The following is a 22658-nucleotide window of genomic DNA, read 5'->3' on the forward strand; positions in this document are numbered from 1 at the left end:
AGCCCTCAATTTGTTGCGGTGCAAACAAGGGTTCGAGTCGCGGCGGCCGCTTCCAGTTCCTTCACCATCACCACGCTGGCGTAGGCTTTGTCCGGCCATTGCAGCGGCGCTTCGACGCGGTAGCCGCGTTTGAGGTAACGCTCCACCAGATGGGTTGCGGGTTCGGCGGTGTCCAGGCGGATGCGGCGATAGCCCTGGCGGCGGGCCCAGTCCTCGGCGGCGTCCATCAGCCGCGAGCCCAGTCTTTGCCCTTGCCAGGCGGGATCGACGGCAAACTGCATCAGCACCGCGCCGTCCGGCTGGCGGAATTGCGGACAGGGCGAGGCGGGCCGCGGATGATGCACCGTAACGGTGCCGACCAGCTCGTCTCCATGCCACGCCAGCAGGCAGTAGCCGCCGGCGATGCGGCGGCGGGTGACGGCCGCGCTCTGGTCCACCGCGGTGTAGCGCAGGCCCATCGCCGCCAGCTGGGCGTAGGCGCGGTGCAGCAGCGCGGTCAGTTGTTCGATCGAGTCGGTTTCGGCCAGCGGGCGCAGCGTGAACATGTCTTCGGCAATCCTGTATGGAAAAGCGGGACTGAAGCAATTGTCATGCCGGGCGGATATCGGCGCGCTGCCAGTCGCCGGCCATCTCTTCGCTGATCAACTGCTCCGAGACGAAATCGATGAAGGCGCGCACCGCCGGCGACAAGCCGCGCCGGGTGGGGAAGGCCGCATGCAGGATGCCCCAGGGGAAGTCGTACTGCGGCAGGATGTGCCGCAGCCGTCCATCCGCGAGCGCCTGGTGGCAGACGTTGGCCGGCAGCGCGGTGACCCCCGACGCCGGCGGCGGCGGCTTCCAGCAGCACGATCATATCGTCGGTCATCAGCCGCGGCGCGTCCAGGTGGATGGTGTAGCTCTGGCCGACATTGTCCAGCAACACCCATTGGCCGCGGCCGTCCGGCCGGCTCATGGTCAGCGCCGGCAGCGCGGCCAGCCGCTCCGGCGTCTTCGGCTCGCCATGGATTTCGAGGAAGGCGGGGCTGGCCACCAGGATCACCCGGCTTCTGCCCAGCCGGCGCACCACCAGGCTGGCGCTGTCTTCGATCACGTTGCGGACCCGGATCGCCACGTCCACGCCTTCCTCCACCAGATCAACCCGGCGGTTGGTGGAGTCCAGCGTGACCCGCACCTGCGGGTGAAGGGCGAGAAACCGCGGCAGGACCAGGCTGAGCATGGTCTTGCACAGCAGTTCCGGGCAGCTGACGCGGATCAGGCCGCGCGGCTCGGCGCTGCTGTGCAGCACCGCTTCGTCGGCGGCCTCGGCTTCAGCCAGCATGGCCTGGCAGTGCTGGTAGTACTGGCCGCCGATCTCGGTCAGCGACAGCCGGCGCGTGGTTCGCTGCAGCAGGCGCACGCCCAGCCTGGTTTCCAGCTCGGCCACGCGGCGGGACAGTTTGGATTTGGGAATGCCCAGCACCCGTCCGGCAGCCATGAAGCCGCCGTGTTCGACGACTTTGGCGAAATACAGGAGATCGTTCAGGTCCTGCATGATTGTCTCACTGGTAGAACAATGTTTTCGATTTTAGCAGACTAGTCCAGATTGTTGCGGATATCTATCATCCACTCATCGCAATCGAACCCCGAAGGAACCGAACCATGAAACTGCTCCACCTCGACTCCAGCATCCTTGCCGACAACTCCGTGACCCGCGAACTGTCCGCCGTCGTCGCCGACACCCTGCGCCAGCGCCACGCCAATGTGGAAACCAGCTATCGCGACCTGGCCGCCAACCCGATCGCCCACCTGTCCGGCGAGATCGTCGGCGCGCGTTTCGCCCCCGAGTCCGACTGGACCGCGACCCAGCGCAGCGAAGCCGCGCTCAGCGAGCAACTGATCGAGGAATTCATCGCCGCCGACGTGCTGGTGATCGGCGCGCCGATGTACAACTTCTCGATCCCGACGCAGCTGAAGAGCTGGATCGATCGCGTGGCCGCCGCCGGCCGCACTTTCAAATACACCGAGAACGGCCCGGTGGGCCTGGTGCCGAACAAGAAGGTGGTGCTGGTGTCCGCTCGCGGCGGCGTGCACAGCGGCGAGCAGGGCAGCCTGATGGACTTTCAGGAGGATTACGTTGTGAAGGTGCTGGGTTTCCTGGGCGTCAGCGACGTGGAGATCATCCGCGCCGAAGCCATCGGCATGGGCCCGGACAAGCGCGCCACTTCCATCCACCTGGCCAAGGAGGCCATCGCCAAGTTGGCGCTGTAAGCCAGGTCAACGTCAAAGCCCGGTTCTTGGAACCGGGCTTTGTCGCGTCCGCGTCATTCCAGCGCTTGCTTCAGTATCTGGTCGACGCTGGTTTCGCTGAGATAGCGGCGCAGGATCGCGCGCAAGGTGCCGTCGCGGTACATCTTGCGCAGCTCCTGGTGCCAGAGCTCGGCGGCGGCGGGAGCGAAACGCGCCTTGCTCAGCGCGATGGAGCCGGCGATGGTTTCGGCGTCGGGGAAAAAATCGCGCACGTTGATCAGTTGCTCGGCACGGTGCGCGCGAAACCATGGGTCGTAGCTGATGGGATGGGCGAGGGCGGCATCGACCAGGCCGTTGAGCAGCATCCGGTACAGATCGTCCTCGCTTTCGGCGATCACCAGTTTGCGTTGCTGGGCCAGTTCGCTCAGCAACCTGTCCTGGGCGGGGCTGTGGCGGTAGCCGCGTATCGCGCCCCAGCGCAGCGCGGGCGACTTGAGCAGGTCGTCGAGCGAGTCGGCGCGGCTGCCGCGCGGCAACAGCACCATGTTCTTGCTGTGGTTGTAGGGGTACAGCCACAGATAGCGCTGCCGTTCCGGCGTGATCAAGGTCGAGGCGCCGATGTCCGCTAGACCGAGTTCCAGCTGCTTGAGCGCGCGGATGCGCGGGTAGTCGGCTTCCGCGCGTATCGGGCAGTCCAGCCGCCTGGCCAGTTCCCGCACCAGGTCGACGTCGTAGCCCTTCCCTTGATGGTAGGCGACGCCGAAATCGTAATAGGCGATGACGAGCGGACCCTGGGGGCAAGCGGGATTGGCCTGCGCGACCAGCGGGAAAAGGGCGGGAATGAGCAGGCGGGCCAGCCGGCCAAGCGGAAGTTTGAGCATTGTCATTCTATCGGTTTCTGCATCATCTGCCTGGCGGCGCTCTCATTCAGATAGCGGCGCATGATGTCGTACAGGCTGCCGTCCTGGTACATCTTGAGCAGCTCCTGGTGCCATTTTTCCGCCGCTTCGCGGCTGAACCGGGCTTTGCTCAGCGCCAGGCCGCTGGCGACCATGTCGGTCTCCGGGTACAGGTCCAGCACCACGATCTGGTTGGGGTTAGGCAGCTCGCGCAACCAGCGGCCGTAGCTGAACGGCTGGGCGAAGACGGCGGTGACCACGCCGTTGCCCAGCATCTTGTACAGATCGTCTTCGTCGTTGGCGATCACCACCTTGTGGCGGGCGTTCAGCTCTTCCAGCAGTTTGTCCTGCGACGGGCCGTGGTGGTAGCCGCGTATCGCGCCCCAGCGCAAGGCCGGGTCTTCGAGCAGCGTGGCCAGCGTCCTGGCCTGGATGGCCGGGTTGAGCAGCACCATGTTCTTGGCATGGTTGTATTGGTAGATCCACGCATACTGCAGCCGATCGGGCGTGGCCAGCGTGGAGGCGCTGACGTCTATCTGCCCGGTTTCCAGCATCTTGAGCGCGCGCAGCCGGGGGAGTTCGGTTTCGTTGGCGATGGGGCAGCCCAGCCGACGGGCAAGCTCGCGCACCATGTCGACGTCGTAGCCCTTCCCGTCGCGGTAAGCGGCGCCGATCTTGTAGTAGCCGATCTTGAGCGGGCCGTTGGGGCAGGCGGGAATGGCCGCTGCCTGACAGGCCGTGGAGAAGAGCAGGACAAGCAAGAGCCGGATGTTTCGCCGCATGTCGTATATCACCTTTGTATTGCCGCCCAGCCTTCTTTGAGCGGGCCGGATGCGCAGACGGAGTGGCTTTCCGCCGCATGGACAAAGGACGCCGGCCATGCCAGGCCGACAACGGCAAGTCTGTAGATTCGCTGCATGCTGGCACGCCACCCGGAAGCCTTTGATTTCAATAATAGCCATGCCGCCGGAGGGCGCTACCTCCGACTGCCGGCGACAAAGGCGTTTGCCATGCCTGGCGCAACAGTCTCAAGGCGGACGAAGCGGCAAGACTGACGGGAATGGACGCGTTGCGGCCGGCTTGGGGGCGTCGGCAACGGGGAGGCGCGCCGGCCGGGACCAAGCCCGGCCGGCGCGAGAGATTACAGCTTGATCAAGGTGCTCTTCAGCTCGGTGTATTTTTCCAGCGCGTGCAGCGATTTGTCGCGGCCGTTGCCGGATTGCTTGTAGCCGCCGAACGGGAAGTTCATGTCGCCGCCCTCGTCGTAGCAGTTCACCCACACGGTGCCGGCGCGCAGGCGGCGCGACACCTGGTGGGCGGTGCTGACGTTGGAGGTCCACACCGCGGCCGCCAGGCCGTAGGACGTGTCGTTGGCGATGCGGATGGCGTCGTCCAGCTCGCTGAAGGTGATCACCGACAGCACCGGGCCGAAGATTTCCTCGCGGCAGATGGTCAGGTCGTCGCTGGGGCAGTCGAAGGCGGTGGGTTCGATGAACAGGCCCTTGTCGGTGTGCACGGCTTTGCCGCCCAGCAGCAGGTTGGCGCCTTCGCTCAAGCCCTTGTCGATGTAGTTCAGCACCTTGCGGTACTGGATGTCGTCGACGATGGCGCCCATGCTGGTGGCTGGATCGAGCGGATCGCCGGGGAAGAAGCCGGCGGCGGCCTTCTTGAATTCCTCAAGGAAGCGTTCCTTGATGTCCTTGTGAACCAGCACGCGCGAGCCGGCGGTGCAGACCTCGCCCATATTGTAGAAGATGCCGCTGGCGGCGGCGCGCGCGGCGCGGGCCAGGTCCGGGCAGTCCGGCAGGATGATGTTGGGCGACTTGCCGCCCAGCTCCAGCCATGCCCGCTTCAGATTGGACTGGGCGGCGTAGCCGGCGATCAGCTTGCCCACGTTGGTGGAGCCGGTAAAGGCGACGCAGTCGACGTCCATGTGCAGCGCCAGCAGGCGGCCGACGTCGCCGGCGCCGGGCAGCACCTGGAAGATGCCGTCGGGGATGCCCGCCTGTTTGGCCAGCGCGGCGATGCGGATCGCGGTCAGCGGCGATTTTTCCGACGGTTTGACGATGACGGCGTTGCCGGCGGCCAGCGCCGGGCCGAACTTCCAGCTCGCCATCAGGATGGGGAAGTTCCACGGCACCACCGCAGCTACCACGCCGATCGGCTCGCGGGTCACCAGGCCGACCAGCTTGGGATCAACCGGCACGACCTCTCCGCCCACCTTGTCGATCGCTTCGGCGAACCATTCCACGCAGTAGGCGGAAGCGGGCACGTCGACGGCGGTGGTGTCGCCGATGGGCTTGCCGACGTCCAGCGTCTCCAGCAGCGACAGTTCATCGGCGTGCTCTCGGATCAGCGCCGCGAAGCGCTTGAGCACGGCGGCGCGCTTGAGCGGCGCGAGTTCGGACCAGACGCCGGATTCGAACGCGCGGCGGGCGGCCTTGACCGCGGCTTCCACCTCGGCTTCGCCGCAGTGGGCGATTTCGGCCAGTTTGGCGCCGTTGGCGGGGTTGACGCAATCGAAGCGCTTGCCTTCGGCGGCGTCGCGGTATTCGCCGTTGATGAAGGCGCGGCCTTCAATTTTCAGTTCTGCTGCAAGTTGCTTCCATTCGGCGTGACTGCGGGCCATGCTGCTCTCCTCGTCGAGTGATGTTGTTGAGCGGAATTAAGCTTTCAGGCTGAAACGGGACTGCAAAGTTCGATCAGCGCGCCGTCGGGCGCGCGCAGGTAGGACACGGTCTGCCCCCAGGGTTTTGTCTTCGGCGGCGACAGCTCGGCCGCGCCGTGTGCCAGCGCTTTCGCATGGGCGGCCGCCACGTCGTCGGTGACCAAGCCGATCTCCATGCCCAGCGGCCTGGCGGATTGGTCGGCGCGGACGTGGCCGTCGGGCAGGTTGCCGGCGGCCAGCTCGTGTTGGGCGAAGGACAGCGTGGTCTCGCCGGTGTCCAGCTCGCCGTAGGTTTCGGATTCGTGCAGGAATTTGCGCTTGAAGCCGAAGGCGGCTTCGAAGAAGCGCAGCGATGCCGGCACGTCCGGCACGTAAATGATGGTGTAAGCCAGCTTCACGAGGCTTCCCCTTTTAGAATGTGGGCGGCGAGCTGGCGCTCACCACTTCGCAGATGTCGTCGCCGACATTGCGGAAACGGTGCGGCAGCTTGCTGTCGAAGTAGTAGGCGTCGCCCGGCCCCAGGACCCGGCTGTCGTTGCCCACCGTCACTTCTATGCTGCCGCGTATCACGACGCCGCCTTCCTGGCCCTCGTGCACCAGCATGTCTGGGCCGGTGTCGGCGCCGGGCAGGTAGCGCTCCCGCAGGATGGCGATGTCGCGCTTGTCGTGGGCGGTGCCCACCAGCATCAGGTTGATGTCCTCGTTGCCGAGGTTGGGCAGCTCGTCCGCCTGGTAGAACACGCGCGGCTGCGCCGGCTCGGCGTCGAAAGTGAAGAATTCTGCCAGCGTGATCGGTAATCCTTCCAGCACCTTCTTGAGGGAACTGACCGAAGGGCTTACCCGGTTCTGCTCGATCAGCGAGATGGTGCCGTTGGTGACGCCCGCGCGTTTGGCCAGCTCTCTTTGCGACAGACCGAACCGTGTCCTGACCATTCTCAAGCGTGCGCCGACGTCCATTCTTCCTGCTCCATCAGTATGTTAATAATTTTAGACAACTGTGGCATTGTAGCGCGATAGAAGGCAAATGTGCTTGCTGCGTCGCAAAATCGAATATCTTTGCAACGGCCAGATTTTATAGTCAGAATCAAGTTGAAAGGGCAAGCGCGATGTGAATTTTCTTAAACGGCGTTTGTCTCCCTGATCAGGGCAAAAAAACCAGTTTGGAGGCGACTATGTTGATCGGCGTTCCGAAGGAAATCAAAAACCACGAGTACCGCGTGGGTCTGACCCCGTCCGGTGTCCGCGAGCTGGTGGCGAACGGGCACAAGGTGCTGGTGCAGACCCACGCGGGTCTCGCGATAGGCTTTACCGACGAGCAATACATCCAGGCCGGAGCCTCCATCGCCTCCAACGCCGAAGAGGTGTTCGAGCGCGCCGACATGATCGTCAAGGTCAAGGAGCCGCAGCCGGTGGAGTGCAGGATGCTGCGTCCGGGCCAGATTCTTTTCACTTACCTGCATCTGGCGCCGGACCCGGAACAGACCAAGCTGCTGATCGAGTCCGACTCGGTGGCCATCGCCTATGAAACGGTCACCGACGAGCGCGGCGGCCTGCCGCTGTTGGCGCCGATGTCCGAAGTGGCCGGCCGCATGGCGATCCAGGCCGGCGCCCACGCGCTGGAAAAGGCCCAGGGCGGCCGCGGCGTGTTGCTGGGCGGCGTGCCCGGCGTGGCCCCGGCCAAAGTGGTGGTGATAGGCGGCGGCGTGGTGGGGCTCAACGCCGCGCGGATGGCGATGGGGGCGGGCGCAGACGTCACCATCCTGGACAAGTCCCTGAGCCGGCTCAAAGAGATAGACATGGTGTTCGGCGGCCGCATCAAGACGCTGATGTCCAACGGCGCCAATATAGACGACAGCATCCGCGACGCCGACCTGGTGATCGGCGCGGTGCTGGTGCCCGGCGCGGCGGCGCCCAAGCTGGTGACGCGCGCGATGCTGAAGACGATGAAGCCGGGCGCGGTGCTGGTGGATGTGGCGATAGACCAGGGCGGCTGTTTCGAAACCAGCCGGCCGACCACCCACCAGGACCCGATCTACACCGTGGACGGCATCGTCCACTACTGTGTGGCCAATATGCCCGGCGGCGTCGCCCGCACCTCCACCCAGGCGCTGACCAACGCCACGCTGCCGTATACGCTGGAGCTGGCCAACAAGGGCTGGCGCCAGGCGCTGCTGGACAACGCCCACCTGCGCAACGGCCTCAACGTCTGCCGCGGGCGGGTTACATACCAGGCGGTGGCCCGCGATTTGGGCCACGCCTACGTCGATCCGATAGAGGCCATCAAGGCCGCAAACTGACAAGGAGCGCTGCAAGCCATGTCGCAAGCAATGATAGGCATCCCGTGCGATCTGAAAATGATCGGTCTGTTGCCGTTCCACGCGGTGGGCGACAAATACATCGCCGCGGCGGCCGGCGGAGCGGGCGGCCTGCCGGTGTTGATCCCGTCGCTGGGCGACGAGCAGCTGCTGCGCGCCACGCTGGCGACGCTGGACGGCGTGCTGCTGCCGGGTTCGCCGTCCAATGTGGAGCCGCGCCATTACGGCGGGCCCAATAGCCGTGCCGGCACGCTGCACGATCCGCGCCGCGACGCCACCACGCTGCCGCTGATCCGACTGGCGCTGGAGGAGGGCGTGCCGCTGCTGGGCATTTGCCGCGGCTTCCAGGAGATCAATGTCGCGCTGGGCGGCGAATTGCACCAGCACGTGCAGGAAGAGCCTGGACTGCGCGACCACCGCGAGGCGGAGGGCGACGACATTGCCGCGATGTACGCGCCGGCGCACCGGGTGGGCTTCGTCGAAGGCGGCCTGCTGGCGGAGTGGTCCGGCGCGCGCGAGGCGATGGTCAATTCGCTGCACCAGCAGGGCATCAAGCGGCTGGCGCCCAGCCTGATCGCCGAGGCGCATGCCGAGGACGGCCTGGTGGAGGCCTACCGGGTCCGCAATTCCAAGGGTTTCGCTTTCGCCGTGCAATGGCATCCGGAATGGCTGTACTGGGACAATCCGCTGTCCATGGCCATTTTCCATGCCTTCGGCGAGGCGTGCCGGGCAAGGAGGGAAAGCCGCAAGGGATGAATCCCCATGCGCGCCGGACGAGGAACCCGGCGCGAGTCTTGATGACTCATAAAGTAGCACCTCCCGATCCAGAGCCGCAGCCAGCGGCCGGGGAGACCATAGAGGAAGCGTTATGAATCACCAGATCAACGAGTGGTTGCGAGAGCACCGCATCACCGAAGTCGAATGCATCGTGCCGGACATGACCGGCATCGCCCGCGGAAAGATCGTGCCCAAGGACAAGTTCGTTTCCGACCCGGAAATGCGTCTGCCCGAGGCGGTGCTGATCCAGACCGTGACCGGCGACTATCCCGACGACAGCCTGCTGGATCTGACCGATCCGGACATGGTGCTGGAGCCCGATCCGAATACCTTGCGCTACGTGCCGTGGGCGGTGGACCCGACCGCGCAATTGATTTACGACTGCTGCCGCGCCGACGGCAGCCCGGTGGACGTGGCGCCGCGCAATGTGCTCAAGCGCGTGCTGGGCCTGTTCGACGAGATGGGTCTGGAGCCGGTGCTGGCGCCGGAGATGGAGTTCTACCTGCTGTCGCCCAACCCCGACCCGGACATCCCGCTGGCCGCGCCGATCGGCCGCACCGGTCGGGCGGAATTCGGCCGTCGTTCCTACTCGATCGACGCAGTCAACGAGTTCGACCCGCTGTTCGAGGACATCTACGACTATTGCCACGCGCAGAACCTGGAAGTGGACACGCTGATCCACGAGATCGGCACTGCGCAGATGGAAATCAACTTCCTGCATGGCAATCCGCTGGAGCTGGCCGACCAGGTGTTCCTGTTCAAGCGCACCGTGCGCGAGGCGGCGTTCCGCCACAATATGTACGCCACTTTCATGGCCAAGCCGATGGAGAACGAGCCGGGCAGCGCCATGCACATCCACCAGAGCCTGGTGGACAAGAACACCGGCCGCAACGTGTTCACCAACGAGGACGGCAGCCCGTCCGACATCTTTTTCCATTTCATCGCCGGCCTGCAGAAATACGTGCCGCAGACCATGCCGCTGTTCGCCCCCTACGTGAACTCATTCCGTCGTTTGTCTCGCTACACCGCGGCGCCGACCAATGTCGAATGGGGTTACGACAACCGCACCGTCGGGCTGCGCATCCCGCATTCGTCGCCGGCCGCGCGCCGCATCGAAAACCGGGTGCCCGGCGTCGACGTCAATCCCTATATCGCGATCGCGGCCACGCTGGCCTGCGGCTACCTGGGCATGGTGAACAAGCTGCGGCCGACCGAGCCCAGGCAGACCGACGCTTACGAGCTGCCCTACCAATTCCCCAACAGCTCGGAAGAGTCGCTGCTGCAGCTGGCCGGCTGCAGCGAGATCGCCGAGGTGTTGGGGCCGCGCTTCGTCAAGATGTACGTGGCGATGAAGGAGAAGGAGTTTTCCGAGTATTTCCGCGTGATCAGCCCGTGGGAGCGCAAGTTCCTGCTGCTGCACGTGTGATGCGCGGACCATCCGCTCGCGGTTAGAATCGCGGAACAGACAGGACAAACGAATAGAAAGACGCCGCAGGCGCAGGAGGGGCGGGCAAGGGCCCGCCTCGTCGGAGAAAACTGGAAGGAAGTGTTATGCAGAAGCAACGTACGACCAGCCAATGGCGCGAACTGGATGCCGCCCATCACCTGCATCCGTTCACCGATACCGCATCGCTGAACCAGGCGGGCGCGCGCGTGATGACGCGCGGAGAGGGCGTCTACCTGTGGGATTCGGAAGGCAACAAGATCATCGACGGCATGGCCGGACTGTGGTGCGTGAACGTCGGCTACGGCCGCAAGGACTTTGCCGAAGCGGCGCGCCGGCAGATGGAAGAGCTGCCGTTCTACAACACCTTCTTCAAGACCACCCATCCGGCGGTGGTCGAGCTGTCCAGCCTGCTGGCTGAAGTGACGCCGGCCGGTTTCGACCGCGTGTTCTATACCAATTCCGGTTCCGAATCGGTGGACACCATGATCCGCATGGTGCGCCGCTACTGGGACGTGCAGGGCAAGCCGGAGAAGAAGACGCTGATCGGCCGCTGGAACGGCTATCACGGCTCCACCATCGGCGGCGCCAGCCTGGGCGGCATGAAGTACATGCACGAGCAGGGCGACTTGCCGATTCCGGGCATGGCCCACATCGAGCAGCCTTGGTGGTACAAGCACGGCAAGGACATGACGCCGGACGAGTTCGGCGTGGTGGCCGCGCGCTGGCTGGAAGAGAAGATTCTGGAAATCGGCGCCGACAAGGTGGCCGCCTTCGTCGGCGAACCCATCCAGGGCGCCGGCGGCGTGATCGTCCCGCCGGCCACCTACTGGCCGGAAATCGAGCGCATTTGCCGCAAGTACGACGTGCTGCTGGTGGCCGACGAAGTGATCTGCGGCTTCGGGCGTACCGGCGAATGGTTCGGCCATCAGCATTTCGGCTTCCAGCCCGACCTGTTCACCGCCGCCAAGGGCCTGTCCTCCGGCTATCTGCCGATAGGCGCGGTCTTTGTCGGCAAGCGCGTGGCCGAAGGCCTGATCGCCGGCGGCGACTTCAACCACGGCTTCACCTACTCCGGCCACCCGGTCTGCGCCGCCGTCGCCCACGCCAACGTGGCGGCGCTGCGCGACGAGGGCATCGTCCAGCGCGTCAAGGACGACATCGGCCCGTACATGCAAAAGCGCTGGCGTGAAACCTTCAGCCGTTTCGAGCATGTGGACGACGTGCGCGGCGTCGGCATGGTGCAGGCGTTCACCCTGGTGAAGAACAAGGCGAAGCGCGAGCTGTTCCCCGATTTCGGCGAGATCGGCACGCTGTGCCGCGACATCTTCTTCCGCAACAACCTGATCATGCGGGCATGCGGCGACCACATCGTGTCGGCGCCGCCGCTGGTGATGACGCGGGCGGAAGTGGACGAGATGCTGGCGGTGGCGGAACGCTGTCTGGAGGAATTCGAGCAGACGCTGAAGGCGCGCGGGCTGGCTTAGCGCCGGCTATGCTGGTGTGGGGGGCGGCCTCGCCCCCGCCTTTTTTGCAGGGAATGAAGCGGGTTGATACAATTCCACCCGCTTTTTCTATTATTTCTATAATGAATTGCAAAAAGGCATGCTGTAATACAAATAGCGGCATGGGGCAATAAAACAAATACAGGACTTGGCGCATGTTCGTCGGAATCGGGTATCTCATCATCCTGGGCTCGGTGCTCGGGGGCTTCATCGCCGCAGGGGGGCATGTCGCCGCGCTGATGCAACCGCTGGAGGTCGTCATGATCGCCGGCGCGGCCATCGGCGCCTTCATCGTCGCCAACGGCGGCGCGCCGCTGAAAGCCACCACCAAGGCGCTCCCTACCGTGTTCAAGGGCAGCCCTTACGGCAAGGCCTTCTACATGGATCTGTTTTCCCTGCTGTTCGAGATCCTGACCAAGGTGCGCAAGGAAGGCCTGATGTCGATCGAGGCCGACGTCGAGAATCCCGAAGCCAGTCCCGTCTTTTCCAAATACCCGACCATCATGCACGACCACCACGTGGTCGAATTCATTTGCGATTACCTGCGGCTGATGGTGGGCGGCAACCTCAACGCCTTCGAGATCGAGAACCTAATGGACGTCGAGATCGAAACCCACCACCATGAGGGCGAAGTCCCGGTGTCGGCGGTGAAGGGGCTGGCCGACGGCCTGCCCGCCTTCGGTATCGTGGCGGCGGTGATGGGCGTGGTCCACACTATGGAATCGGTGGGCGCGCCGCCGTCGGAGCTAGGCATGCTGATCGCCCACGCGCTGGTGGGCACCTTCCTCGGTATTTTGCTGGCCTATGGCTTCGTCGGACCGCTGGGCACCATCCTGGAGCACAAGCTGGCGGAAGGCACCCGCGTCTACCAGACCATCAAGGTGACGCTGCTGGCCAGCCTGAACGGCTACGCGCCGCAAGTGGCGGTGGAGTTCGGCCGCAAGGCGCTGTCCTCGATGGACCGTCCGTCGTTCAAGGAACTGGAAGACCACGTCAAGCAGAAGAAATAAGCCGGGCAGGGGACAGAAATGGCTGACGAATCGCAACGACCCATAGTCGTCAAGAAAATCAAGAAAGGCGGGCACGGCCATCACGGCGGCGCCTGGAAAATCGCCTACGCCGACTTCGTGACCGCGATGATGGCGTTCTTCCTGCTGATGTGGCTGTTGGGGTCGGCTTCCCAGGGCACCTTGAACGGCATCTCCGAATACTTCAAGACGCCGCTGAAGGTGGCGCTTTCCGGCGGCGCCGGCGCCGGAGACGCCACCTCGGTGATCAAGGGCGGCGGCAACGACATCACCAAGCAGGCCGGCCAGGTCAACAAGGCCGGCGCCAAGCAGGAAGAGGTGATGCAGAAGCAGAAGGAGCAGGCGCGCCTGAACCAGCTGCAGCAGAAAATCCAGCAGACCATAGACCAGAGCGAGCTGTTCAAGCAGTACAAGAACCAGCTCAAGCTGGAAATGACGCCGGAAGGGCTGAAGATCCAGATCGTCGACGAGCAGAACCGGCCGATGTTCGACTCCGGCAGCTCGCGCATGCTGCCGCATACCCGGGTGCTGCTGCAGCAACTGGCGCCGGAACTCAACCAGCTGCCCAACCGGATCAGCATTTCCGGCCATACCGACGCCAAGCCGTTCGGCGGCGGACAGGGCGGCTACAGCAACTGGGAGTTGTCCGCCGACCGCGCCAATACCGCGCGCCGCGAACTGGTGGCCGGCGGCCTGACCGAGAACAAGATTCTGCGCGTGGTCGGGCTGGCGTCCGCCAACCCGCTGATCAAGAGCGACGTGTTCAGTCCGGAGAACCGCCGCATCACCATCGTGGTGCTGAACAAGGACACCGAATCGTCGATACTCAACGACGGTTTCAAGCCGCAGATGAACCAGGACGTGATAGGCGGGCCGTCGGAAGGCGCGGCCCCGGCCGCGCCGCAGCAGGGCGAGCCCTGAGCGCATGAAGCGGCTGCGCCATCCGCTGCTGCAGCTGTCGGCCTGCGCCTGCGCCTGGATGTTCGTCGCGCCCGCGCTGCATCTGTTGCCATGGGCGGCATTGCAGGGCCTGTTCGCCGGCCTGCTCGCCATCTTGCTGAGGCTGCCCAGCTGGCAGCGCATCGCGCATGGGCTGTTTGTGCCCGCGGCGGCGCTGGCCAGCCAGGCCGGCATCGCGCCGGGCTGGTACCTGGCGGCGCTGCTGCTGACGCTGGCGTTGGGCCGCAACGCGCTGGTGGAGCGGGTGCCGCTCTATCGTTCCGCGGCTCTGGTCGCGGAACGGTTGGCCGAGCGCCTGGCCGGGGATGCGTCCCTGCTCGAGGCCGGCTGCGGCGACGGCAGGCTGGCCCTGCAGTTGTCGCAGCGTCGGCCGGACTTGCGCATGCGCGCGCTGGAGAACGCCGTCGGCAGCTGGCTGCTGGCGCGCTGGCGCTGGCTGCGGGCCGGGAAGCCGAGCCAGCTGGCATTCGCCTGCCGCAATTTCTGGAATGAGGATTGGGGGGGGTATGACGCGGTCTACGTGTTCCTGTCGCCGGAACCCATGCCCAGGGTCTGGCGCAAGTTCGTCGCCGAGGGCCGGCCCGGGAGCCTGCTCATCAGCAACACTTTTCCCGTGCCCGGCGTCGCGCCGGATGAATGCATTCCGCTCGAAGGCCCTTTGCAAAAAGAACTACTGATCTGGCGCCATCCAAATGGACCTCGATAACTGGACCAAGACCATCGCCGAACGGCGCTGGGCCATATTGCCCGACACGCTGAACGAGCTGCGCGATGCCTGCGCCCGCCACAGCGACCTGATCAACTTCACCGATCTGGCCAATCTTTGCCTGTCCGATCCCTTCCTGCTGCTCGATCTGTTCCGGGTGGTGGGCAACTCGCGCGCCTTGCAGCGCAACGAGAGCGTCCCGGCCGTGGAGCAGACGCTGCTGCTGATGGGGCTGGAGGCGGTGGTGGCCCGCTTCAACCGCATAGAGGCCCTGGAGGTCGCCGAAGGCAAGCTGGACGCCGATGTCTACGAGGCGGTGGGCGACTGGATGGCGCGCGGCAGGGTGGCGGCGCTGATCGTCAAGGAATGGCTGTCCATCATGGGCGACCTGAAAGTGGAGGACTGCTTCGTCTCCGCGCTGCTGTACAACTTGCCCGCCTGCATCTACATGATCCAGCGCAACCGTCTGCCGGACAAGCCGCTGCTGCAGGAAATGTCCGAGGCCTTCAACGCCGATTACGGCCAGATCCTGCAGGCCTTCGTCAAGCACATGCCGCTGCCCGGCGGCTTCAACGCGCTGCTGGGGCCGGGCGTGCCCAACAAGCGGCGACAGCTGCTGAAACTGGCCATCGCCACCGCGAATTCGCTGGAGCTGGGCATCGAGCGCAGCACCTGGCTGGTCGGCGTGGACACCGCGGCCAAGATGATCAACTGCATGCCGGAAATGGCTTACAACGCGGTGGTGCATGCGGCGCTCAAGGTGGCCAAGCACCCGCATGTGGCCGGCTATACCTTCCCGGCGCGCGCGCTGCTGCTGTTGCCGAGCAGCGGGAAGAAGCCGGAGATGAAGAAGGCGGAGGCGCTGTCCGGCGAAGACCAGCTGGAGGGCGCGATACGCGAGTCCATCCGTTTCCTGGCCAACGATCTCAAGTTCGAACGCGTGCTGTATTATCACTACGAGCACGATCTGCATGCGTTGAAGCTGCGCTATCAGGTGGGCGTGGGCGCCGACAGCCCCTTGCGCAAGCTGCAGGTGGACATGGAGCCGGGCAGCTTTTTCGGCGTGTTCGCCAGCAAGCCGCAAAGCTTCCACGCGCCGGCCGACGTCAGGCAGCAGCTTAGCCGTCGCTACGACGACGAGTTCTTCCAGCATATCGGCGACGGCGAGTTCGCGCTGATGACGCTGTTCGGCGGGCACAAGCTCAGCGGGGTGTTCTATGTCGACAACGCGCGCAGCGGCCGGTCGATAGACGACGCCACCTACCACCGCTTCAAGGATCTGGTCAGCCGTCTGGCCCAGCATTGATGCAAGAAGGCGTCGGGGCGGGTAAACTCGGCCCCTTCGCTTCGCGCCGCATCGACGGAACCCATATGCCTTACATCTCCAAGACCATCAGCTCTCCCCACAACGACGAAGTCAAGGCGTTGGCCCGGCTGGTCCAGCACAGCCGCGACCGCCGCAAGGAGGGCGTGATGGTGCTGGAGGGCATACACTTGGCCGAATCCTGCCTGCAGGCGGGCGGCGAGCTGTCGCGGATCTACCTGAACGAAGCCGCGGCCGGCAAGCCCGAGGTCCGCAGGCTGCTGGACAGCCTGCCGCCCGGCAGCACGGTGGTCTCGCTGCCCGAGGCAGTGATGTCCAAGGTGACCGCGCTGGCCAGCGCCGGAGAACTGCTGGCCCTGAGCCCGCGCCCCAGTCCGGAAGCGCCGCCGGCGCAGGCCGCGCGGGTGATGCTGGAAGATATCCAGGACCCGGGCAATTTGGGCACCATCCTGCGCACCGCGGCGGCGGCGGGGGTGTATGACGTCTTCCTGTCCAAGGGCTGCGTCGACGTGTTCTCGCCCAAGGTGCTGCGCGCCGGCATGGGCGCGCATTTCGCGCTGCGCATCCACGAGCACGCCGACCTGGCCGGCGAGCTGAGCCGGTTTGGCGGACGCAAGCTGGTCACGCATCTGGAGGGCTCCAGCTCCTTGTACGGGCATGATCTGACGGGGCCGGTGGCCTTCGTGTTCGGCAACGAGGGCGCCGGGGTCAGCGACGCGTTGCTGGCATTGGCCGACGCGCGCATCCGCATCCCGATGCCGGGCCATGCCGAATCGCTGAACGTGGCGATGGCGGCCACGGTCTGCCTGTTCGAGCGGGTGAGGCAGCTCGAGGGCCGGCGGGCCTGAGATCGCGACCCGCGACCGCGGCATGGGACGTCGATTTCCTTTGGCCCGCCTGGGGCGGGCGCCGGGCATGCCCCCGAGCGCGCGTTGCGTGCGGCCGGGCAGGTTCACTCCTGTGGAATGAACACCTCGCCGCGCATCAGCGGGCGAGCGGTGCGCGTCATCACCACCTCGTCGACTTTCCAGCCCAGCGGGTCCTGGCCCAGAACGGCCTCCAGCGTCAGCCTGCCGCTGGGGTGGCTGAAGGTCAGCGGCATGCCGCGCACGGCGCCGCCGGCCATCTCCGCCGGCAGCGTGCCTTCCGCCGCGCAGGCGCAGGCCAGGGCGATGGCGTCGGTGCCGGGATAGGCGGGATGCAGCTTGCCCATGGAAAGCGCGCGGGCGTGCAGCGCGCTGCCGGGGTCGTCGTCGGTGGACAGGAAGCTGATCTTGGGGGTGGCGGGGTATTCGCGGCCGGCGGCGAAAATGTCCTCGGCCAGCCCCATCGCCACCGTGGCGGCGGCGCGGGCCATTTCCAGCCGGCGCATGATGGCCTGATCGATGTCGGCGGCCTTTTCCCGGCCTCTCAGGCCGAAGTCGCGGGCGCGCACGAACAGGGTGGGATTGCCGGCGTCTATCAGCGTGGCGTCCACCTGGCTGCCGTCGGGCAGCTTCAGCTTGTCGACCAGGCAGCCGGTGGGAAACATCTCGCTGCAGTCGCCCGCCGGGTCCAGATAGCGCAGCCGGATCGGCGCGCCGGGAAAGGCGACACCGTCGATGCGGAAGTCGCCCTGCCAGACGGCCTGGCCTTCGAAGATTTCCAGATCGGCCAGGATGCGCTTGCCGACGTTGGCCTGCCAGATGGCCATGGTGGCGACGCCGTCGGCGGGCCGGGCCAGCTTTTCCATCACCGCGAACAAGGGCACGGCGGCGGCCAGGTTGCCGCAGTTGCCGGACCAGTCGATCCGCGCCTCGTCGGTGAATACGTGGCCGAACAGCGCGTCGACGTCGCAGTCGTCGCGGCGGGAGGGGCTGACGATCACCACCTTGGTCGAGCGGGAGGTGCCGTTGCCCAGCCCGTCGGTCTGGCGTCCGTAGGGATCGGGACTGCCGATCGCGCGCAGCAGCAGGGTTTGCCATAGCTCGGTGTCTTCGGGCAGCGCGTCCGCGCGGATGAACAGCCCCTTGCTGGTTCCGCCGCGCATCAGCGTGGCGGCGAGGCGATAGCCGTTGTCCATCAGTCCTCCTTCCATTCCTCCTTGCACTTGGCGATGACTGCGGTGCGCGCGGCGTCTATCGTGGCCGGAATCGCGGCCTTGTCGGCGCAGCCGGCGGCGATGGCGCCGGCGTCAATTTGCAGCGTAGCAGCCAGCTGCGCTTGCAGGTAGTCCTTTTGCGGATAGGGCGCGCGTTCGAAGCCGAGCCTGCCGCGAGTGTCTGCCAGGCAGGCGTCCAGCATCTGCAGGAAGCGTTCGGGACGGCGCAGCGCGTCGCAGTCCTTCAGCAGGCGCAGCACGGTGTCGGGGCGCAGTTCCAGCGCGCGGTGCACCTTGGTGTGGTGCACCATGGTGATGTGGGCGAGGTCGCGGCAGTCGTTGGGCACGCGCAGCCGGCGGCACAGTTCCGCCAGCGGCGCGATGCCCCCTTCTTCGTGGCCGATGTGGCGCGGCAGCACCTTGGCCGGCGTCAGCGCCTTGCCCAGGTCGTGCCCCAGCGCCGCGAAGCGCACCGCCAGCGGCTGGCCGGCGGCCGCGGCGTAGTCCAGCACCCGCATGACGTGGTCGCCGCAGTCTATCTCCGGGTGGTGGTCGGCGCGCTGCGGCACGCCGAACAGCGCGTCCACCTCGGGCAGGATGCGCGCGAGCGCGCCGCATTCGCGCAGCGTCAGGAACATGCGCGACGGCTTGTCCTCCATCAGGCCCTTGGCCAACTCCTGCCATACCCGCTCCGCCACCAGCGCGTCCGCCTCGCCGTCGTCCACCATCCGCCGCATCAGCGCCATGGTTTCCGGCGCCACCGCGAAATCGAAGCGGGCCGCGAAGCGGGCCAGCCGCAGGATGCGCACCGGGTCTTCGGCGAAAGCCTCGCTGACGTGGCGCAGCACGCCCGCCTTCAGGTCTTCCTGCCCGCCATACGGGTCGGTCAGGCTGCCGTCGGCCGCTTCGGCGATCGCATTGATGGTCAGGTCGCGCCGGGCCAGGTCTTCTTCCAGCGTCACCTCGGGCGAAGTATGGAAGGTGAAGCCGTGGTAGCCCTTGGCAATCTTGCGTTCGGTGCGCGCCAGCGCGTATTCCTCCTGGGTTTCAGGGTGCAGGAACACGGGGAAGTCTTTGCCTACGGGGCGGTAGCCCTGCGCCAGCATCTCGTCCGGAGTAGAGCCGACCACCACCCAGTCCCTGTCCTTGACCGGAAGGCCCAGCAGACGGTCGCGGACGGCGCCGCCGACGATGTAGATTTCCATATCAGCGCGCCGCCTTCGCGCGGTAGCGGGACGCGGTGTCGTTGCGGTCGCGGCCGGCCAGCCAGCCGGGCGCCAGCGCCGACAGCGCGGCGGGTTCGAAGCCCAGCAGGGCGGAGGGGAAAGGCTGGTCGCTGACATTGTCCCATTGCAGCGAACGGACATTGTCGCGGCTCATCAGCGTCGGGCCGGGCAGCCATTCCATCAGCGCCGCCTGCAGCATGGCCAGGCCGTAGGGCAGGCCGAACACCGGGCGCGGATGGCCGCTGGCGCGGCCGGCCAGGCGGGCCAGTTGCGCCAGGGTATAGGTTTCTGGTCCGGCCAGATCCAGCTTCCTGCCCTCGGTTTCCTTGCGCGCCAAACACTCGCATACGGCGCGGGCGACGTCTTCCACCCACACCGGCGCCATCTTGCAACCGGCGCCGGCCAAAGGCAGGACCGGCAGCCGTTTCTGCAGGCCGGCGAACATGTTGAGGAAGGCGTCGCCATGTCCGAATACGACCGACGGACGCAGGATGGTCCAGTCGAGCCCGCTGGATTCCACGGCCAGCTCGCCCAGCGCCTTGGTCTGCTGATAGTCGCTGGGCGCATCCTGGGCGGCGCCCAGCGCGCTGACATGCACCAGGCGGCGCACGCCCTGGCGCCGGCAGGCGTCGACGATCTTTTCCGGCAACTGGGCATGGGCTTTTTCGAACTGTGCCCGGCTGCCGTGCAGGATGCCGACCATGCTGACCACCGCGTCATGGCCGGCGATCAGTCCGGCCAGCTGGCCGGGGTCGTGGATGTCCGCGGACACCAGCTCGGCCGACGGCAGCACGCGGAAGTCCGGCAAGCCGGTCCGCCGGCTGGCGATGGTGATGCGGTGGCCGCGGCTGGCCAATTGGGCGGCCAGGTGGCGGCCGATGAAGCCGCTGCCGCCTATCAGGCAGATTTTCAGCGCTGTCATGTCGTTTTCCTTGCGTTCATCACGGCGGGCGTCCTCAACGCGAGGGCACGATGCCCATGCGGTTCTTCAGCGAAATATTGGCGTGGCCGAAGGTGCTGGAATAGTAGGCGGCGTTGGCCATCACTTTCTGCACGTAGTCGCGCGTTTCGCTGAAGGGTATGGTCTCGGCGTAGATGGTGCCGTCCAGCGCGCGGTCGGCCTGCCAGTTGCGGGCGCGGCCGGGGCCGGCGTTGTAGGCGGCGGTGGCCATCACCTGGTTGCCGGACAGATTGTCCAGCACGTAGCGCAGGTACCAGGTGCCGAGCTGGACATTGGTGTCGATGTCGTTGACCGCGAAGTGGGTGAGGCCGATCTTCTTGGCCGCCCACTTGGCGGTGGCCGGCATCAGCTGCATCAGGCCGGAGGCGCCTACGCCGGAGCGCGCCATGGTGATGAAGCGGCTTTCCTGGCGGATCAGGCCGTAAACCCAGGCGTCGTCGATGTCCAGCTGGCGCGCGTATTTCTGCGTGACTTCGCGATAGGGCGTCAGGTAGCGCAGCGAGAAATCGTGTTCTTCCTTGGTGCGCTCCGCGCTGTAGATGGCCATGTCGTAGAAGCCTTCCTTGCGCGCGATCTCGGCGGCGGCCAGCAGCTCCATGTCGTTGCGGCCGCGCATCGCCCAGCGCCATTCGCGCTGCGCGTCGGTGCGGAATTCGGGCTTGGTGTAGATTTCGGCGACGGACAACAGCGCCAGCGAGCGGCGGATGGCCGGGTCGGACTTCAGCTTGCTGACATCCTGGCTGGTCGGCGTGGTCTTGCTGGCGGATGCGGACAGGCTGTTGCCCAGCTCTTCCAGCGACAGCAGCGCGTAGTAGTTGTGGCCGACGCTGGCCTGGCTGAACAGCGGCAGGGCCTCGGCGGGCTTGCCCTGCTGTTTCAGCGAACGGGCCAGCCAGTAGCGCCAGGACGGCTTGCTCGCCAGATCCTGAGGCATGCGGCGGATGATGCCGTCCAGCTGGCTCCATTGCTCCAGCCGCAGCGCCGAGCGCGCCCACCATTCCCACTGGTCCGTGGTTAGCTGGCGCGGGTCGGCCTTTTCAAACCATTGCAGCGCCTGGCCGGCTTGCTGTTTGCGGGCGGACAGCAGCGCCAGCTGGCCCCAGCCGAAGCCGGCGCGGTCCGGCGTCAGTTCGCCGCCGATGCGAGACAGCATCGCCGCCGCGCCGTCCAGATCGGTTTTGCCCTTGCGCACCACGTCGTAGAGGATGGCCTCCTGGCCGCCCGGCGTGGCCGGGCTGGCGAGCGCGGGCTTGTTCAGCGCGGCGTTGTCGAGCGGCAATTGGGTGTCGCTGGCCAGCTGGCGCGCCTGGGTCAGGTAGTTGCCGGCCAGCAGCAGCCGGGCGCGGCGCCACAGCCAGTCCTGGCTCAGCGCGCCGCGGGCGTAGGCCATGTCTATCAGCCGGTTGCAGCCGTCAGGCGCGGGTTTGCCTTCCAGGAAACGGTCCAGGTTGTCGGGCTTCTGGCCTTGGCGCAGCTGCATCAATTGGCCATAGCAGTTCGATTCCTCGTCGCGGCCCTCCGCCGGCAGCTTCTTCCATTCCTCGGCGAAGGCGGTCCAGTCCTCGCGCTGGCCCAGCTTCTTCACCCATTCGTTGCGTATCCGCTCCGGCATCAGGCCTTCCTGCACCCGGGACAGGAAGCGCCGCACCTGGGCGTCGTCGTTGCGGTCCAGCGCCTTCCAGGTCAGCCAGTAATCGGGGTAGTCCTTCAGCGGATAGGTGTCCGGCAGCTTGTCGCCGATGGCGGCCAGCTTGGCCAGGTCATTGGCGCGGAAGGCGTCGCGGGCGGAGAGCAGGGTGTCGTCCGGGCCGGCGAAGGCGGGCAGGGCGGCGCCCAGGGCCAGGGTCAGGCCCGCCAGGCGGATGGGGGTGGTCAAAGCTTTCATTTTCGTTCCGTCTGTTGGAGTCTCCGCGCAGCTGGGCGGCGCGGCGGCGGCGGGATGTCCCGCGCGCGCGATGTTTATTTCAATATGACAGGCCGCGGCGCAGAACGCTCGCTTTCATGGCCCGCGTTTTCAGGCCGCTGGCGCGGCCTGGTAGAACTCGATCGGCAAACCGTCCGGATCGGCGCAGAAGAAAAAGCGCGCGCCGGTGTATTCATCCATTTTCAACGCCTCCACGCTCACGCCGCGATCCCGCAGATGCGCGCGCGCGGCTTCCGCGTCCGCTGTGGCCAGCGCCAGGTGGCGCAAGCCGCAGGCTTCCGGCCGGGTGGGGCGGGGCGGGGGCGCGGGGAAGCTGAACAGTTCGAGTTGGCCGCCGCCGGGCAGCGCCAGGTCCAGCTTCCAGGATTGCCTGTCGGCACGCCAGTTCTCGGCGATCACCTTCAGGCCGAGGATGCGGCAGTAGAAGTCGCGCGAGCGCGCGTAGTCGGAAGCGATGATGGCGACGTGGTGCAGGCCGGTGATATGCATGGCTGTTGAGGCTGGGTGTTGCCGGATGCCGCCATTTTAGCGTCGCGGCGGGCGGGCTGCCCAGCGGGGAGGATGGGCATTGAAAAAGACAATCAAAAGTCTTGTGACAATCAATTAGACGAATTT

Annotated in this window: 22 protein-coding genes and 1 pseudogene; 10 read left to right on the top strand and 13 right to left on the bottom strand. The window is 66.0% G+C overall.

Translation table 11 applies throughout. From position 1 onward, the window contains the following. Positions 1–5 precede the first annotated feature (5 nt). From CV_RS09830 to CV_RS24240, 3 genes and pseudogenes are all read right to left on the bottom strand, one after another. Positions 6–545: a GNAT family N-acetyltransferase gene (locus CV_RS09830; RefSeq protein WP_052278803.1), complete on the bottom strand. Its 540-nt coding sequence runs from the start codon at positions 543–545 to the stop codon at positions 6–8. Between the two features lie 43 nt (positions 546–588). Then, the gene (locus tag CV_RS24235) at positions 589–804 is read right to left on the bottom strand and encodes a LysR substrate-binding domain-containing protein (protein ID WP_320406882.1); all 216 of its coding nucleotides are present in this window, start codon (positions 802–804) and stop codon (positions 589–591) included. A gap of 70 nt (positions 805–874) precedes the next feature. Then, positions 875–1531: pseudogene (locus tag CV_RS24240) on the bottom strand (LysR substrate-binding domain-containing protein); the annotation flags it as partial. Between the two features lie 107 nt (positions 1532–1638). On the opposite strand from CV_RS24240, the gene CV_RS09840 reads away from it, so the two are divergent. Further along, the gene (locus tag CV_RS09840; RefSeq protein ID WP_011135564.1) at positions 1639–2247 is read left to right on the top strand and encodes an FMN-dependent NADH-azoreductase; all 609 of its coding nucleotides are present in this window, start codon (positions 1639–1641) and stop codon (positions 2245–2247) included. Between the two features lie 53 nt (positions 2248–2300). On the opposite strand, the gene CV_RS09845 is transcribed toward CV_RS09840, so the two are convergent. From CV_RS09845 to CV_RS09865, 5 genes are all read right to left on the bottom strand, one after another. After that, a complete protein-coding gene (locus tag CV_RS09845; RefSeq protein ID WP_043595984.1) occupies positions 2301–3107 on the bottom strand; it encodes a substrate-binding periplasmic protein in 807 nt (268 codons plus the stop codon). 2 nt (positions 3108–3109) lie between these two features. Beyond that, positions 3110–3907, bottom strand: coding sequence for a substrate-binding periplasmic protein (locus CV_RS09850; RefSeq protein ID WP_043595985.1), 798 nt, complete (start codon positions 3905–3907; stop codon positions 3110–3112). Between the two features lie 359 nt (positions 3908–4266). Beyond that, entirely contained in the window at positions 4267–5754 is a 1488-nt protein-coding gene (locus CV_RS09855) for an aldehyde dehydrogenase (protein ID WP_011135567.1), read from the bottom strand. A gap of 44 nt (positions 5755–5798) precedes the next feature. Beyond that, positions 5799–6191 (bottom strand): VOC family protein, encoded by a 393-nt coding sequence (locus tag CV_RS09860; RefSeq protein WP_011135568.1) that lies wholly within the window; start codon positions 6189–6191, stop codon positions 5799–5801. Positions 6192–6204: 13 nt separating this feature from the next. Further along, positions 6205–6750, bottom strand: a complete 546-nt coding sequence (locus tag CV_RS09865; protein ID WP_011135569.1) for a cupin domain-containing protein — start codon at positions 6748–6750, stop codon at positions 6205–6207. Positions 6751–6965: 215 nt separating this feature from the next. Here CV_RS09865 and ald point away from each other — a divergent pair, with 215 nt between their 5' ends. The 9 genes from ald (at position 6966) to CV_RS09910 (ending at position 16700) form a co-directional block, all read left to right on the top strand. Beyond that, a complete protein-coding gene (gene ald / locus CV_RS09870; RefSeq protein WP_011135570.1) occupies positions 6966–8090 on the top strand; it encodes an alanine dehydrogenase in 1125 nt (374 codons plus the stop codon). A gap of 18 nt (positions 8091–8108) precedes the next feature. Further along, positions 8109–8864, top strand: coding sequence for a gamma-glutamyl-gamma-aminobutyrate hydrolase family protein (locus tag CV_RS09875; protein ID WP_011135571.1), 756 nt, complete (start codon positions 8109–8111; stop codon positions 8862–8864). A 112-nt stretch (positions 8865–8976) separates the two neighbouring features. Beyond that, positions 8977–10311, top strand: coding sequence for a glutamine synthetase family protein (locus CV_RS09880; RefSeq protein ID WP_011135572.1), 1335 nt, complete (start codon positions 8977–8979; stop codon positions 10309–10311). Positions 10312–10436: 125 nt separating this feature from the next. Continuing rightward, the gene (locus CV_RS09885) at positions 10437–11816 is read left to right on the top strand and encodes an aspartate aminotransferase family protein (protein WP_011135573.1); all 1380 of its coding nucleotides are present in this window, start codon (positions 10437–10439) and stop codon (positions 11814–11816) included. Between the two features lie 173 nt (positions 11817–11989). Then, a complete protein-coding gene (motA, locus tag CV_RS09890; protein ID WP_011135574.1) occupies positions 11990–12844 on the top strand; it encodes a flagellar motor stator protein MotA in 855 nt (284 codons plus the stop codon). Positions 12845–12862: 18 nt separating this feature from the next. Then, a complete protein-coding gene (gene motB, locus CV_RS09895) occupies positions 12863–13783 on the top strand; it encodes a flagellar motor protein MotB (protein WP_011135575.1) in 921 nt (306 codons plus the stop codon). A 4-nt stretch (positions 13784–13787) separates the two neighbouring features. Next, on the top strand, positions 13788–14528 hold the full coding sequence (locus CV_RS09900) for a class I SAM-dependent methyltransferase (RefSeq protein ID WP_011135576.1): 741 nt from the start codon (positions 13788–13790) through the stop codon (positions 14526–14528). Next, positions 14515–15834: an HDOD domain-containing protein gene (locus tag CV_RS09905; protein ID WP_011135577.1), complete on the top strand. Its 1320-nt coding sequence runs from the start codon at positions 14515–14517 to the stop codon at positions 15832–15834. Before CV_RS09900 ends, CV_RS09905 begins: the two co-directional genes overlap by 14 nt. 65 nt (positions 15835–15899) lie before the next feature. Further along, positions 15900–16700, top strand: coding sequence for a TrmH family RNA methyltransferase (locus CV_RS09910; protein ID WP_011135578.1), 801 nt, complete (start codon positions 15900–15902; stop codon positions 16698–16700). 104 nt (positions 16701–16804) lie between these two features. Here the strand turns inward: CV_RS09910 and CV_RS09915 are convergent, their stop codons facing one another. The 5 genes from CV_RS09915 to CV_RS09935 all read right to left on the bottom strand — a co-directional run bounded on the left by CV_RS09915 (position 16805) and on the right by CV_RS09935 (position 22532). After that, positions 16805–17914, bottom strand: a complete 1110-nt coding sequence (locus tag CV_RS09915; RefSeq protein WP_011135579.1) for a 2-methylaconitate cis-trans isomerase PrpF family protein — start codon at positions 17912–17914, stop codon at positions 16805–16807. Beyond that, entirely contained in the window at positions 17914–19137 is a 1224-nt protein-coding gene (locus CV_RS09920; protein WP_011135580.1) for a multifunctional CCA addition/repair protein, read from the bottom strand. The genes CV_RS09915 and CV_RS09920 overlap by 1 nt, the downstream gene beginning before the upstream one ends. Before the next feature lies 1 nt (position 19138). Beyond that, a complete protein-coding gene (locus tag CV_RS09925; protein WP_011135581.1) occupies positions 19139–20080 on the bottom strand; it encodes a complex I NDUFA9 subunit family protein in 942 nt (313 codons plus the stop codon). A 34-nt stretch (positions 20081–20114) separates the two neighbouring features. Next, positions 20115–22004, bottom strand: a complete 1890-nt coding sequence (locus CV_RS09930; protein ID WP_011135582.1) for a lytic transglycosylase domain-containing protein — start codon at positions 22002–22004, stop codon at positions 20115–20117. Between the two features lie 129 nt (positions 22005–22133). Beyond that, entirely contained in the window at positions 22134–22532 is a 399-nt protein-coding gene (locus tag CV_RS09935) for an SMU1112c/YaeR family gloxylase I-like metalloprotein (protein WP_011135583.1), read from the bottom strand. Positions 22533–22658: the final 126 nt, after the last annotated feature.

Source organism: Chromobacterium violaceum ATCC 12472 (assembly GCF_000007705.1).
Taxonomy (GTDB): domain Bacteria; phylum Pseudomonadota; class Gammaproteobacteria; order Burkholderiales; family Chromobacteriaceae; genus Chromobacterium; species Chromobacterium violaceum.